Annotated in this window: 13 protein-coding genes; 6 read left to right on the top strand and 7 right to left on the bottom strand. The window is 70.8% G+C overall.

What is annotated here, in order from left to right; translation table 11 throughout:
• The first annotated feature begins 11 nt into the window (after positions 1 to 11).
• Positions 12 to 1,103, top strand: coding sequence for an FAD-dependent monooxygenase (locus EV186_RS07110; protein WP_133848221.1), 1,092 nt, complete (start codon positions 12 to 14; stop codon positions 1,101 to 1,103).
• A 70-nt stretch (positions 1,104 to 1,173) separates the two neighbouring features.
• On the opposite strand, the gene EV186_RS07105 is transcribed toward EV186_RS07110, so the two are convergent.
• Positions 1,174 to 2,601, bottom strand: coding sequence for an MFS transporter (locus EV186_RS07105; protein WP_424982388.1), 1,428 nt, complete (start codon positions 2,599 to 2,601; stop codon positions 1,174 to 1,176).
• A gap of 106 nt (positions 2,602 to 2,707) precedes the next feature.
• Here EV186_RS07105 and EV186_RS07100 point away from each other — a divergent pair, with 106 nt between their 5' ends.
• A complete protein-coding gene (locus EV186_RS07100) occupies positions 2,708 to 3,610 on the top strand; it encodes a helix-turn-helix transcriptional regulator (protein ID WP_133848219.1) in 903 nt (300 codons plus the stop codon).
• On the opposite strand, the gene EV186_RS07095 is transcribed toward EV186_RS07100, so the two are convergent.
• Both EV186_RS07095 and EV186_RS07090 read right to left on the bottom strand, forming a co-directional pair.
• Positions 3,558 to 4,724: an FAD-dependent monooxygenase gene (locus tag EV186_RS07095; protein WP_133848218.1), complete on the bottom strand. Its 1,167-nt coding sequence runs from the start codon at positions 4,722 to 4,724 to the stop codon at positions 3,558 to 3,560. The genes EV186_RS07100 and EV186_RS07095 overlap by 53 nt on opposite strands.
• Complete coding sequence (locus EV186_RS07090) at positions 4,721 to 5,155, bottom strand: SRPBCC family protein (RefSeq protein WP_208115493.1); 435 nt, start codon at positions 5,153 to 5,155, stop codon at positions 4,721 to 4,723. Before EV186_RS07090 ends, EV186_RS07095 begins: the two co-directional genes overlap by 4 nt.
• A gap of 67 nt (positions 5,156 to 5,222) precedes the next feature.
• Between EV186_RS07090 and EV186_RS07085 the strand changes: the two genes are divergently transcribed.
• Entirely contained in the window at positions 5,223 to 5,804 is a 582-nt protein-coding gene (locus EV186_RS07085) for a TetR/AcrR family transcriptional regulator (RefSeq protein WP_243753855.1), read from the top strand.
• Here EV186_RS07085 and EV186_RS07080 read toward each other — a convergent pair.
• Positions 5,758 to 6,555 (bottom strand): TrmH family RNA methyltransferase, encoded by a 798-nt coding sequence (locus EV186_RS07080; RefSeq protein WP_243753854.1) that lies wholly within the window; start codon positions 6,553 to 6,555, stop codon positions 5,758 to 5,760. The genes EV186_RS07085 and EV186_RS07080 overlap by 47 nt on opposite strands.
• A gap of 132 nt (positions 6,556 to 6,687) precedes the next feature.
• Here EV186_RS07080 and EV186_RS07075 point away from each other — a divergent pair, with 132 nt between their 5' ends.
• Positions 6,688 to 7,443, top strand: coding sequence for a hypothetical protein (locus tag EV186_RS07075; protein ID WP_133848215.1), 756 nt, complete (start codon positions 6,688 to 6,690; stop codon positions 7,441 to 7,443).
• A 704-nt stretch (positions 7,444 to 8,147) separates the two neighbouring features.
• On the opposite strand, the gene EV186_RS07070 is transcribed toward EV186_RS07075, so the two are convergent.
• Positions 8,148 to 9,317: a lactate 2-monooxygenase gene (locus EV186_RS07070; RefSeq protein WP_133848214.1), complete on the bottom strand. Its 1,170-nt coding sequence runs from the start codon at positions 9,315 to 9,317 to the stop codon at positions 8,148 to 8,150.
• Positions 9,318 to 9,428: 111 nt separating this feature from the next.
• Between EV186_RS07070 and EV186_RS07065 the strand changes: the two genes are divergently transcribed.
• On the top strand, positions 9,429 to 10,997 hold the full coding sequence (locus tag EV186_RS07065) for an alpha/beta fold hydrolase (protein WP_133848213.1): 1,569 nt from the start codon (positions 9,429 to 9,431) through the stop codon (positions 10,995 to 10,997).
• Here EV186_RS07065 and EV186_RS07060 read toward each other — a convergent pair.
• Together EV186_RS07060 and EV186_RS07055 are read right to left on the bottom strand one after the other, a co-directional pair.
• Positions 10,981 to 12,378, bottom strand: a complete 1,398-nt coding sequence (locus tag EV186_RS07060; protein ID WP_133848212.1) for a pyridoxal phosphate-dependent decarboxylase family protein — start codon at positions 12,376 to 12,378, stop codon at positions 10,981 to 10,983. The two genes, EV186_RS07065 and EV186_RS07060, sit on opposite strands and share 17 nt — an antisense overlap.
• A gap of 178 nt (positions 12,379 to 12,556) precedes the next feature.
• Positions 12,557 to 13,006, bottom strand: a complete 450-nt coding sequence (locus EV186_RS07055) for a MarR family winged helix-turn-helix transcriptional regulator (RefSeq protein WP_208115492.1) — start codon at positions 13,004 to 13,006, stop codon at positions 12,557 to 12,559.
• 77 nt (positions 13,007 to 13,083) lie between these two features.
• On the opposite strand from EV186_RS07055, the gene EV186_RS07050 reads away from it, so the two are divergent.
• On the top strand, positions 13,084 to 13,452 hold the full coding sequence (locus EV186_RS07050; protein WP_208115491.1) for a cupin domain-containing protein: 369 nt from the start codon (positions 13,084 to 13,086) through the stop codon (positions 13,450 to 13,452).
• The last annotated feature ends 2 nt before the right edge of the window (positions 13,453 to 13,454 follow it).

Here is a 13,454-nt window from a genome sequence, read left to right as displayed (position 1 = left end):
GGAGCTCAGTCATGCGAGCGGTGGTCATCGGCGGCGGGGTGGCGGGTTCGGCGTGCGCGGCGGCGCTCACCCGGATCGGGTGGGACGCGACGGTCTACGAGTCGTATCCCGATCCAGCGGGGCCAGTGGGTTCGTTCCTGAGCCTGGCCACCAACGGCCTGCGCGGGCTCGAAGCGCTCGGCTGCCTGCCCGCGGTACGGGCGGCCGGGTTCGCCGTGCCCTGGCAGCAGATGTGGTCCGGCCGGGGAAAGTCGTTGGGCCGGGTGCCGAGAGCCCGGCCGGCGGACAGCGCCCGGCACAGCATCACGTTGTTGCGGGCCGACCTGGTGACGGCGTTACGCGAACACGCGGGCGTCGCCATCCACACCGGCCGGACCTGGGACGGCAGCGGGGACCCCGACCTGGTCGTCGGTGCGGACGGCATCTGGTCGCCGACCCGGTCGGCAATCGACCCGGGCGCTCCGAAACCCCGCTATGGCGGGATGTTCAGCGTCGCCGGAACGTCCGATGTGGACCTGGAGCCCGGCACCTTCCACATGACCTACGGCAGGCACGCGACGTTCATCCACGTCCCCCTGCCCACCGGTCAGGTGTGGTGGTCGGCCCAGATCCCCGGTGACGCGGCGGATCTCACCCTCGACGAGGTCGCCGACCTGCTCGAGCCCCGACTGGCCGACATCGTGCGAGCAACGACGCACAAACACGGCTGGACACCGCACCACGTGCTCGATCCGGTGCGCCGCCAGCACGACGGGCGCCGGACCGTGATCATCGGCGACGCGGCCCACCCGGTCGGTTCCGGCCAGGGCGCGTCGATGGCGATCGAGGACGCGGTCGTGCTGGCCCAGCAACTGCGCCGGCACGGCACGGTCGCCGAAGCCCTGGCCGAGTACGACCGTCTCCGCAGAGACCGTCTGGACAAGCTGGCGAAGATGGCCGCCCGCAACCGCGACGCGAAACTGGCCGGCCCCGTGGCGTCGCGGGTGCGTGACGTCGTGATGCCCCTGGTCTTCCCCCGCGTCTACCCGAAGGCGACGAACTGGCTCTACGACTTCGAGCCCGGCGCACCCCTGACGCCAGCCGTGCCGGAGGCGATCGGGTGAAGCTCGAGTCGACCAGCCCGGTGCGCCGGACCAGCCGAGCCGAACCTTCGGCCCGACCGGTCCGACCAGGTCACCGGGGATCAGGCAGGTGCCTGCTGAGCACCGCGAACACGGCGCCGGCCAGGGCGTACACCCCGAGCGCGACGAGGAACGCGGCACGCACACCGAGCGCACCCGGGGCGGCGAGGGCCACGAACAGCGAGCCGAGGGTCGCCACGCCCAGCGCCAGCGCGGTCTGCTGCGTGGTGGCCAGCGCGCCACTGCCGACCCCGGCCAGGTCGGCGGGCACCTCGGCCAGGATCACCCGGAACAAGGTGGTCATCACCATGCCCTGCCCGGCGCCGAACACCACCATCGCGGGCGCGAGCGTCGCCACGCCCAGGTGCGGCCAGGCGACCGCCGCCGTGCCCGCCATGGCGAGCAGGCCGGTGACCTGGATGGCGATGCCGGTGAGGATCACCCGCCGGCCGTACCTGCGCACCAGCCGGGGCGCGACCAACGACATCGTGAAGAACGCCACGGCCATCGGCGTGATCGCGAGCCCGGCGGCGACCGGACCGAACCGCAACCCACTCTGGAGGGCGACCGCATAGACGAACATGAACCCGCCGAAGCCGGCGAAGAACGGCACCGCGGCGATCAGGCCGGTGCGCATGCTGCGCAAGCCGACCACCGACGGCGGCAGCAACGGCAACCGCCCCGCACGCTCCTGCGCGCGCTGGTTGCGCACGAACAGCACCGCAAGGACCGGAACAGCCACCAGCAACCCGATCGTCCACAGTGGCCAGTGCAGGGTCCGGCCGGTCATCAGCGGCACCAGCAGCGCGAGCATCGTCGCACCGAGCAGCACTGTCCCCACCGCGTCCGGGCGGGCCGGGTCGGTGGCGCGGGTGTCGGGCATGGTGCGCTTGGCCAGCAGCAACCCGGCGATGCCGATCGGCACGTTGATCAGGAAGATCGGCCGCCAGCCCGTGCCGGCGACGTTCGCGGCGACCAGCACGCCACCGAGCAGCTGCCCGATCACGGTGCCCATGCCGCCGACCGCGCCGTACGCGCCGAACGCGCGGGCCCGGCGATCACCCGACGTGGTGGCGGTGATCGTCGACAGCACCTGCGGCAGCATCAACGCGGACGCGGCGCCTTGCGCGGCTCGCGCGGCCACCAGGGTGCCCGCGTTCGGGGCGATGCCGCAGATCAGCGACGTCAGCGTGAACGCGGTGAGCCCGATGCCGAACAGCCGGCGCCGGCCATACCGGTCACCGAGCCGCCCGCCGAGCACCAGCAGGGTCGCGTACGCGATGCCGTAGCCCGCGACGACGAGCTCGAGCATGGTCGGCCCGGCGCCGAGGTCGGCGTCGATGGTCTGGAGCGCGACGTTGACCACGAAGAAGTCGACGATCGGCAGGGCCGCGCCGAGCAGGATGGTGACCAGCCCCGCGGTGGAGAGCACCGGGCGCTCGTGGCGCACCGGCGTGGTGGTGAGATCCCCAGTCGTCAAGGTCATAAGACCAGCTTTCGCCTGCGCGGAGCCTGGTACCAGGTGTCGTTTATCCAGGTACCGTGACTACCTGGTAACAGGATCCAGACCGTGCCATCCTGGTGTCATGACGACCGCCACCCTGCCGGACGCCTTGCCGGACGAAGTGCGCCGACGCGAGCTCGGCACGTTCCTGCGCAGCAGGCGCGAACGGCTCGGGCCCGAGCAGGTGGGCCTGCCCGAGAGCGGCCGCCGCCGCACGCCCGGGCTGCGCCGCGAGGAGGTCGCGAGCCTCGCCGGGGTCGGCGTCACCTGGTACACGTGGCTCGAGCAGGGCCGCGACATCCGCGCCTCGGAGCAGGTCCTGGCCGCCATCGCCGGCACCCTGCGGCTCGACCCCTACGAGCGCACCCACCTGTTCACGCTGGCGGGCGTGCCCGCTCCCGCGCAGACGGAGTGCACAGCGGTGCCCGCCGGGATGCAGACGATCCTGCGTCAGCTGGAGCCGTTCCCGGCAACCCTGCAGAACGCGCGCTACGACATCCTCGCCTGGAACCGCAGCTACGACGAACTGATGGGCGGGGTGGGCGACCTGCCCTTCGAGGACCGCAACTCGCTGCTGATCATGTTCACCAGCCAGGACTTCCGCGACCGCGCGCTGACGTGGGAGGAGTCCGCGCCGCAGATGGTGGCGCAGTTCCGCGCGTCGCTCGCCGAGCACGTCACCGAACCGAGCTGGAAGGCGTTGCTCAAGCGGCTCAAATGCGAGTCGCCGGAGTTCGCCCGGTTCTGGCAGGCGCACGAGGTGAAGCCGCCGCGCAACCACACCAAGGCCTTCCGCCACCCGCAGGCCGGGCTGCTCCGGTTCGACTACACGAACATGTGGACCGGCCAGCGCTCCGGCCTGCGGATGACGACGTACTCACCCGCCGACGACGAAACCGAGCGCCGGTTGGATCTGTTGCTGCAGCTGGCGATCAGCGCGGGCCGCTCGGTGGCGTCCACTCCGCCAGCCACCGCATCATTTTGACCTCGCTCGACGCGGGGGCCAGCCGCATCACCAGGTTGCGCAAGCCCACCAGCAGCTTGCCGCGCACCCGGTGCATGCCGAGATCGGCCAGGCGCAGCGAGGTCGCGGCGACCTTCTGACTGCGTGGGACGCGCAGCCGGTCGTACTGGGCCAAGGCCGCGTCCAGGTCGTCGCCCCGAGCCAGCACCGCGAGGGTCACGGCGTCCTCGATCGCCTGGCACGCGCCCTGCCCGAGGTTGGGCACCATGGCGTGCGCCGCGTCGCCGAGCAGCACCACCCGCTTGTCCACATAGGACTTCAACGGCGGGCTGAGGTGGTAGATGTCGTGGCGCATCACGGTGTTGGGGTCGGTGGCGTCGAACAACTGCGAAATCGGCGCGTGCCAGTCGCCGTAGCGTTCGCGCACCACCCGCAGTTCGTCCGGGAAGCGCTCGCCTTCCGGCGCTGCCGAAGCGACGAACCAGTACACCCGGCCGTCGGTCAACGGCACGATGCCGAGCTCCACGCCGTCGCCCCAGGTCTGGGTCAGGGCCAGCTGGTCGGGCACCGGGTCCTTGGTCACCGCGCGCCACGCCGTCGTGCCCGAGTACTTCGGCTTCGACCCGGCGGGCCAGAGCTGGGTGCGGACCGTGCTGTGGATGCCGTCCGCGGCCACCACCAGGTCGGCGTCGAGCGAACGCCCCTCACCGTCCACTGTGTACTCGACGGTCGCGCCGTCCGGCCGGTTGTGCACCCCGGTCACCGTCGCACCGGGGGTCAGGCACTCGGCCGGCACCGCCTCGAGCACGATCCGGTGCAGTTCGGCGCGGTGCAGCGCGACGATCTCGATGCCCAGCGCCCGCATCTTGGCCGTGTCGGTGCGGGTCAGCCACTTGCCGTTCGGCGTGCGGAAACCGCCGCCGCGGTCGACCTGCGACCCGGCTCGCACCTGCTCCTCGAGCCCGAACGCGGCGAGGCCCTTCAACGCGTTCGTCATGATGGTGATGCCCGCGCCGATCGCCTCGAACCGCGGCGCGCGCTCCAGCACCGTGACCTGCCAGCCGTTGCGGGTCAGCCCGGCCGCGGCCGCGAGCCCGCCGATGCCGCCGCCGACCACGACGGCGGTGCGGCTCACCGCTTCTCGGCGAACTTGGCGACGCGGTTCGCCGTGTCCTGGATGAACTTGCGCATCTGCCAACGGTAGAGCCAGCCGGTGCCCGGCACCCCGGACCGGAACGACGAGTGCCAGTGGATCTCCGTGCCGTCGCCGTCGGGGGTCAGGTCGACGTGCGCGCGGTAGCCGCGCACCGCCAGCCCGGACAGCAGGTCGTAGGTGAACCGCTTGGGTTCGTTCACCGTGACGACCACTTCGCGGGTGACCATGCGGCCGCGGACGAACTTGCGGATGGCGCCGACACCACCGCCGCCGTCCTCGCCCTTCTTCTCGATCTCGAACGAGTCCCATGCACCCCACACCGGCCACGTCGAGCCGTCGGCGATCAGCGCGAACACGACCTCCGGCGCCGCCGCACTGCGCGCCCGCACGTCGATGCGATGCATACTCATCGCAACCTCCCTCATGTACCGTGCGGTACATGTACCACTCGGTACACAACGCGACAAGGGGACCGGCGTGACGGAGTCGAAGCAGCGGTTGCTGGACGCGGCAATCGCGCACGTCGCCGAGCACGGTGTGCGGGATCTCACCCTGCGCGGCCTGGCGGCGGCGATCGGCACCAGCCACCGGATGCTGATCTACCACTTCGGGTCGAAGGACGGCCTGCTGCTGGAGGTGGTGCGCGTGGTCGAGGACCGCACCCGCGCCATGTACGCACGGCTGGCGGACGAGTTGGGGCCGGACGAGCCGCCGACCGAACTGCCGCGCAAGTTCTGGCGTGCGGTCACGGAGCCGGCGATGGCCCAGCTCGAGCCGTTGTACTTCGAGCTGTACGGCCGCGCGGTGGCCGGCGACCCGGGCACGGCGGCGATGCTGCGCGGCGTCGTCGGCGGTTGGCAGCAGCCGATGACCGACATGCTGATCAAGCTCGGCATCCCGGCGGACGAGGCCGCCGTGCACGCACGGCTGGGCATCGCGGTGACCCGCGGGCTGCTGATGGACTACCTCGCGAGCGGCGACCTCGAGGCGTGCACCACGGCGATGGACGAGTTCATCGACCGGTACGCGCCCTTTGGCGAGCCGCCTCGTACAGGGTGATCCCGGCCGCCGTCGCCGCGTTCAGCGAACTGGCCGAGCCGCCGATCGGGATCCGCACGGTCCGGTCGCACGCCTCGCGCCAGGCCGCGCTCATGCCTGTGGTCTCGTTGCCGATCACCAGCAGCGTCGGCACGGTGAGGTCGCACCCGGCGAGGTCGGTGTCGCCGTGCTCGTCGGTGCCGACGACCTGGACGTGGCCGGGCAGCCAACCGGTCACAGTGGACGCCGAGGGCGCCCGCACCACCGGCACAGCGAAGAGCGAGCCGGTGCTCGCCCGCACGGCTTGCGGGTCGTAGGGGTCGGCGGCGTGACCGGCGATGACCACACCGTGCGCGCCGAACGCGTCGGCTGAGCGGATCAAGGTGCCGATGTTGCCGGGCGAGCTCGGCCGGTCGAACACCACGCCGAGGAAGTCGCCGGGCACCGGCACCCGGTCCAGGTCGTCGTCGGGCAGGGCGACGACGGCGAGCAGTTCGGGGGTTTCGGCCTTGTCGCCGAGTTCGCGCAACAACTCCTCCGCGACCTCGTAGGCCGTCGCGTCCGACTCGTCGAGCACCGATCTGGCCCATGTGGACAGCCGGCCGGGCGGGTGCAGGAGCTCGCGCACCGGCCAGCCGTGCCGGGTGGCGAGGTCGATGGGCCGCACGCCCTGGACGATGAACTCGCCCGCGCGCTGGCGTTTGGTGCGGTTGGCCAACAGCGCCTGCCACTGTTGGAAGCGGGCGTTGCGGGTGCTGACGCGCAGTGTCACGGTGATGACCGTAGGGGCCGTGTGCGGGCCGATCCCGCGGGGATGTCACCCTGGCGGAACCGTCGTCACCCATCCGGCGTCTATCCGGGTGACGCGAATGCAAAGAGACCACCCAGTCGAAGGGGAACGACCGTGGCAGACATCGAGTACTCGTTCGGCACCGGCGAGGGCGACCCGAATGTGCACACCTCGCAGGCCAACGTGGACGTCGACGGCGACGGCACCATGGATGGTGTCGCGCTCGACTTCGATGGCGACGGCCGGGTCGACGACGTGATGTGGGACTCCGACGGCGACGGTGTCGCCGACACGGCGCTGCTGGACGAGAACGACGACGGCACCGCCGAGGACGCGTACAACGACCCGAGCGGTGACGGCGTGTGGAACGCCCACGGCCAGGGCGGCGACCACGACGCCGACAAGGCGAGCGACGACTCGGCGAGCTCGAGCAGCTCGACGTCGTCGACCGACACCGACACCGGCCAGCACGACCTGCCGGTCGACGACGGCAGCGGCACCGCGACGCCCGCGCCGACCGACGGTTCGACGGAGCCCGCCCCCGAGCAGACGGAGCCGGCGCCGGAGCAGACCGAGCCCGCCCCGACCGACACCGGCACGGATGGCGCGGATGGCTCGGACGGCACTGGCGGCGACACGGACCCGGGCACCGACGACGGCGCGGACCACACCGGCGGCGCTGATGGCTCGGACGGCTCCGACGACGGCGGCCCCTTCGGCGGCCTGGACCCGGCAGACCCCACCGCCGACAGCACCGGCACCGACGACACCGCCACCGACGGCTACGGGGACGACGGCAGCGACGGCGGCTACGCCGACACCCACGCCGGCGGCGGCGACTCCACCGACGGCTGGCTCGACGGCATGTGAGCCAGCGCTTTACCTACAGGTGGACGGCTCCGGACATCGGCGATGTCCGGAGCCGATCCATTTCCAACGCCGGTTGCCGACGCCGGCGGCCTCCCGTCGATGGGGTTTTCCACAGCTTCTCGCGAAGTTGTCCACAGATCTCGCGTGGGTGCTTGCCGCGCGCTCAATCCCGGTAAACTCGCTGGCAGGAGCCCTGTCCGGGTCCGTCCCCAGCCACGTTGCACGTCGCCCGATCCGGTGACCGAGCCTCGGATTGTGCCCGGATTTAGGTGCACGGCGCGTCTGCTGTAAAGACGCAGTGCCGCAGCCAGCACCGGCACCGCCGCAAGAGCACCCGCCCACGCCGACCCAACCCCATCCAGGAGGCCCCGATCGAAACGACCGTCGAACGGCCCGCCTGAACCGACGGCCAAGGCCACCGGAGCAGACCTGCCCGACCAGCCAGCGACCTGCCCGGCCAGGCAACAGACCCAGCGCGACAACAGACTCAGGGCGACAGCAGACCTGTTCGGCCAAGCAACGACCTGCCCGGCGCGACAGCAGACCCATCCGTCCACGCAGCGACTTGCTCGGCGCGACAGCAGACCCATCCGTCCACGCAGCGACCTGCCCGGCGGGCAGCGACCCGCAGCGGATCGTCGAGGCGGTGCGACTGTGACCGAGCGCCGCCGTGGCAGACCTGTCCGGCGGGCTGCTGGCACTCGTCAGAGGTGGGTCAACGAGTCCGGCGTCAGCTGATCCAAGGAGCTGTGCCCCGACAACGCCATCGCCAGATCCAGCTCGGCCAGCAGGCTGCGCAGCACGTGCTTCACGCCATCCTGCCCACCCAGCGCAAGCCCGTACACATACGGCCGCCCGACCAGAACCGCCTGCGCGCCCAAAGCCAGAGCCTTCAGCACATCGGCCCCGGTCCGCACGCCCGAGTCGAACAGCACCGCGAGCCGATCCCCGACCGCCGCAACGATTCCGGGCAACGCGTCCAGTGACCCGATGGCCCCGTCGACCTGGCGCCCGCCGTGATTGGACACGACGATCCCGTCCATCCCCGCCTCCGCCGCCCGCCGGGCATCGGCGACGTGCTGGATGCCCTTGAGCACAATCGGCCCGTCCCAGTGCTCGCGCAGGAACGGCAGGTCGTCCCAGCGCCGGTCGGTGCCGGTGAACATCCCGACCCACCGCAGCACCGCCATGTTCAGGTCCTCCGCAGGCGACGCGGCCAACGGCGCGCAGAACGCCGGGTCCGAGAACGGGATCGCCGTCCCGACGCCCCGGATGAACGGCAGGTAGGACTGATCGAGGTCGTGCGGGCGCCACGCCAGCGTCCAAGTGTCCAAAGTGACCACCAGCGTCGTGAACCCGGCGGCCTTGGCCCGGTCCAAGATGGACACCGCAACCTCGTTCTCGTTCGGCCAGTACAGCTGGAACCACCGGGGGCCGGATCCGTTGGCCGCGGCGACCTCCTCGATCGTGTGCGACGAGGCGGTCGACATCACCATCGGCAGGCCCAGCTCCGCCGCCGCTCGCGCGGTCGCGAGCTCGCCCTCCGGGTGCACGATCGACTGCACGCCGACCGGCGCCAGCATGATCGGCGCCGGCATCGAGGTGCCGAGCACCGACGTCCGGAGATCGCGGTCGGTAGCGCCGGTCAGCATCCGGGGCACGATCTGCCACCGCCGCAACGCTTCCCGGTTGTTGCGCATCGTGTCCCCGGAACCGGCCCCACCGGCCACGTACCCGTACGGCCCCGGTTCGAGCCGCTCGCGCACGAGGTCGTCCAACCTGGTGCCGTCGGTGCTGAACGGCGGCACCACGTCCGCCAAGCCCTGCAGGTAGATCTCCGACTGGTAGGCGCCGAAGGGCGGCGGGGTGCTCATCCTTGCTCCCTCTTGTGACGGCCGACAAGGTTGTTTGTGCCGGATTGTCGTGCGGTTTCGGTGAAGCTACCGTTCAGTAACCACAATCACACAAGCACCGGCGGGGCGGGCATGCGCAGACTGATCTTGGTGACGGCCGCGGTTTCCACGATGCTCGTCGGTGGGGTCGTCCCCGCCGCGACGGCGGACACCGGTTACGACATCTCCTACCAGACGATCCCCGGCTACGGCGGCGACCCCCTCAAGGCGTTCGTGCTGACCCCGACCGGTCGCGGCAACGGACCGTTCCCGCTGCTCGTCATGCCCTCGAGCTGGGGCACGCCGAACCTCGAGTACGTCGGCGCGGCGGGCAGGCTGGCCACCGAGCACGGCTACGAGGTGATCAGCTACTCCAGCCGCGGCTTCTACGACTCCGGCGGCCAGAACGACATCGCGGGCCCGGCCACGGTCGGCGACGTCAGCGCGGTGATCGACTGGGCCGGCAACCACCACGCCGACCTGAACCGGGTCGGTGTCGTCGGTATCTCTTACGGCGCGGGCGTCGGGCTGCTCGCGGCGGCCGACGACCCGCGGATCAAGGCCGTCTCGGCGATGAGCGCGTGGACCGACCTGATCGGCTCGCTCGACCCGAACGACACCGTCGCCGTGCAAGCCGCGGCCGCGTTGTTGCTGATCGGCGACGTGACCAGCAAGCCGAGCCCCGAGATGGTCAAGGCGCAGATCGACTTCCTGGCCGGCGACATCGACGCGATCAAGCCGCTCGGCCCGGCGCGCTCCGCGGCCACGAAGGTCGACCGGATCAACGCCAACCACCCGGCCGTCATGATCGCCAACCAGTGGGACGACTCGCTCTTCCCGCCGAGCCAGATCACCGACTTCTTCCAGCGGCTCACCACGCCCAAGCGCCTGCTGCTGCAGCCCGGCGACCACGGCACCGCCGAGATCCCCGGCCTCACCGGCATCACCAACGAGTCGTGGGACACCACCGCCCGCTGGATGGACCACTACCTGTTGGGCGCCGCCAACGGCGTCGACGGCGAACAGCCGGTTCGCTTGCAGGACAAGACGACCCGGGACTGGCGGTCCTACCCGGACTGGCAGTCGGTGGGCACCGGCCACAACCTCTACCTGTCCAAGCCCGACCTGACCGGCTTCGGCAAGCTCGGCGGCCAGTCGACCGGTTGGAAGCGCACCGAGCTGACCGGCGTGCCGACGATCGCCGACAGCGGCCCGATCCTGCTGACCGGGCTCTTCCAGGGCTACTTCGGCGTCCCGCCGCTGGTGAACACCGTCCTCGTCGACAAGAACGCCGCCGGGGTCTGGTCGTCGTCGGCGTACGGCCAAGCCGCGACGCTCGCCGGCGCGGCCCGGCTGCACGCCACCGTCACACCGTCCAAAGCGGACACGACGCTGGTCGCGTACCTCTACGACGTCGACGCGCTCGGCAACGGCGGGCTCATCACGCACAAGCCGATCACGTTGCACGCCAGCGGGAGCCAGTCGCTCGATCTGCGGCTGGAGCCCACGGTGTGGACCGTGCCGAAGGGCCACCACCTGACGTTGGTCGTCGATTCGATGGACCTCCGCTACACCAGCACCAGCAAGCTCGGCGGCACGGTCACGTTCGGTTCGCCTGCCGGTGATCCGTCGGTGCTGACCGTTCCTACAGCGGCGGGTTGAGACCCTCGAAGAACGCCAGCAACGCCGATTCCTGAAGCGTCGGTGGCAGCGAGTCGAGCAGGGCGTGGATCGGCGCCATCCGGCCGCCTGCCTCCGCGAGCGCCTCGCCGACCAGCCCGAACAGCTGGTCCGGCGAGGCGTCCTCGGCCAGTCCGTTGACCTTGGCGCGCTGTTCGGGGGTCGGCAGCGGCTCCCGGTTGCGGGCCGCCGCACTGGATTCGGCCAGCGCCGCCAGCAACTCCGACACGTACTTGCCGTGGGTCGCGGTGAGCGTCAGGTGGATCGCGGCGGGCACGCCGGGCTGGGAGAGCTGCGGCTGGATCGGCCAGCCACGGGCTTCGAGTTCGTCGAGGAACGCGAAGAAGTCGGGCCCGTCGGTGGTGATCGCGACCAGGCTCGCGGCCGGGGTGCCGAGCACCCGTAAGCCTTCGATGGCGTGCACGCCCTCGACCAGTTCGGTGGTCGCGGCCATGGTGGCGCGCACGAGGTCGAGGTAGCCGTCGTCGCCGAGGTGGCGCATGACCGCCCAGGCGGCGGCGAGCAGGCCGCCGGCCTTGGAGCTCTGCATGGTGGAGTTGACCACGGGATAGCCGGTCCAGCGCGAGGTCACGAAGTACTGCGGCCGACGCAACTGCGCGTCGCGGTAGAGCAGGATCGAGCAGCCCTTGGGCGCGTAGCCGTACTTGTGCAGGTCGACGGAGATCGACGAGACGCCGGGGACGCGGAAGTCCCACGGCCGCACGGGATAGCCGAGCTGCTCGGCGTAGGGCAGCACCCAGCCGCCGATGCACGCGTCGACGTGCAACCGGACGCCGCGCTCGACGCAGATGGCCGCGACCGCTTCCACCGGGTCGAGCACGCCGTGGCCGTAGGAGGGCGCGGAGACGACGACCAGCACGGTCCGCTCGGTGATGGCGTCGGCGAACGCTTGCGGATCGACCTGCAAGCTCTCGTGGTCGACGTCGGTGACCACGGCCTCGAGGCCGAAGTACTTCGCCGCTTTGATCCAGGCCGCGTGCGCCGTGCGGGCGAAGACGATCTGTGGCGCGTCGATCTCGGGGTGCGCGTCGCGGGCGGCCTTGGCGGCGAGCAGGCAGCTCTCGGTGCCGCCGCTGGTCCAGCTCCCGGCCGCGCCCGCCGGGGCGTTCAGGCGCGCGCCGACCATCGCGACGAGGTCGTGCTCCAGGCCGGAGATGCTGGGGAAGGAGGTGGGGTAGAGCCCGTTGACGTGCAGGTAGCTCTCGTAGGCGGCGACCGCGACGCGCTCGACGGACGCGAGCCCGGAGTCGAAGGTGTTGGCAACGCCCGGTTTCCCACCGCCTGGCTCGTCGGCGAGGTGACGCTCGGCGAGTTCGGCCAGAACCTCTGATGCGGGGACCATCCGCCTACTCAATCAAACGATTGAGCGTGGTGGCAACCGAGGGAGTCGAACCCTGCGCGGCTTGTGAAGGCGGCGCTCATGACCGGCCCTTACCCTTCGGCGGGCGACGGCTGCCTTGTGTTTTCAACGTTCGCTTGCACAGGTGGTATTCCACTCGAGAGCCACTTGTACGCAACATTCACCAAATCGGGCGAAGTGGCGGCAAGTGATCACCGCTGAGCGTCCGCACCAGCGTGACCAGGCCTTCGCGCAGTTCCCCGAGCGGGATCGCCTCCGCGAGTTCGCGCTCCAACTGGTGCAGCGTCTCGCCCGCGACCCGCAGGTGCCGCTCAGCGGCCTCGGTCAGCACGACGAGCCGGCGCCGCCCACCCGCCGGGTGGGCGACGCGCTTGACGTAGCCGCGGCGTTCGAGCTCGTCGACCAGCTGCCCGGCGGCCTGCTTGGTGACGCCGAGGTGCTCGGCGAGTTCGCTCGCGGTCTTGCCCGGACCCCAGAGCGCCTGGAAGACGAAGCCGTGCGCGGGACGCAGGTCGCCGTACCCGGCCGCGTCGAGCCGCCGCACGAACTCGCCGAGCAGCGCGTTGTAGCCGTGGCCGAGCAGGAAGACGAGCTCGAGGTCGTCCAGCATGCCGACATCTTGACACATGTGAGTCAAGTAGGTTTACTCAGTGCTGCGAGTAAAGCTACTTGACTCAGGAGGATGCAGTGCCAGTCATCAAGGACTTCACGGTGATCACCACCCCGAACGCGACCATGACGACGTTCGCGGCCCCGAGCCTGGGCAGCGAGGAGCTGTCGGCTTGGAAGGTCGTGATGGCCGAGGGCGCCAGCGGCCCGGAGCACGTGATCGACCGGGAACAGGTGTGGTTGCCGGTGTCCGGCTCGCTGACCGTGACCGTGGCCGTGGGCGAAGAGTCCACTGTGGTCGGTGAAGGTCAGTCACTTGTGTTGCCGGCCGGGGTTTCCCGCCGGATCAGCGCACCGACCGGCCCGGTCGAGGCGGTCGTCTGCATGCGGGCGGACGCGACGGTCACCGCGAACGGCGAGTCGCGCCCCCTGCCGTGGGCGCAATAACA

Source organism: Labedaea rhizosphaerae, from assembly GCF_004362825.1.
Taxonomy (GTDB): domain Bacteria; phylum Actinomycetota; class Actinomycetes; order Mycobacteriales; family Pseudonocardiaceae; genus Labedaea; species Labedaea rhizosphaerae.
The sequence above is the reverse complement of the archived record's forward strand: the minus strand, read 5'-3'. Positions and strand labels throughout refer to the sequence as shown.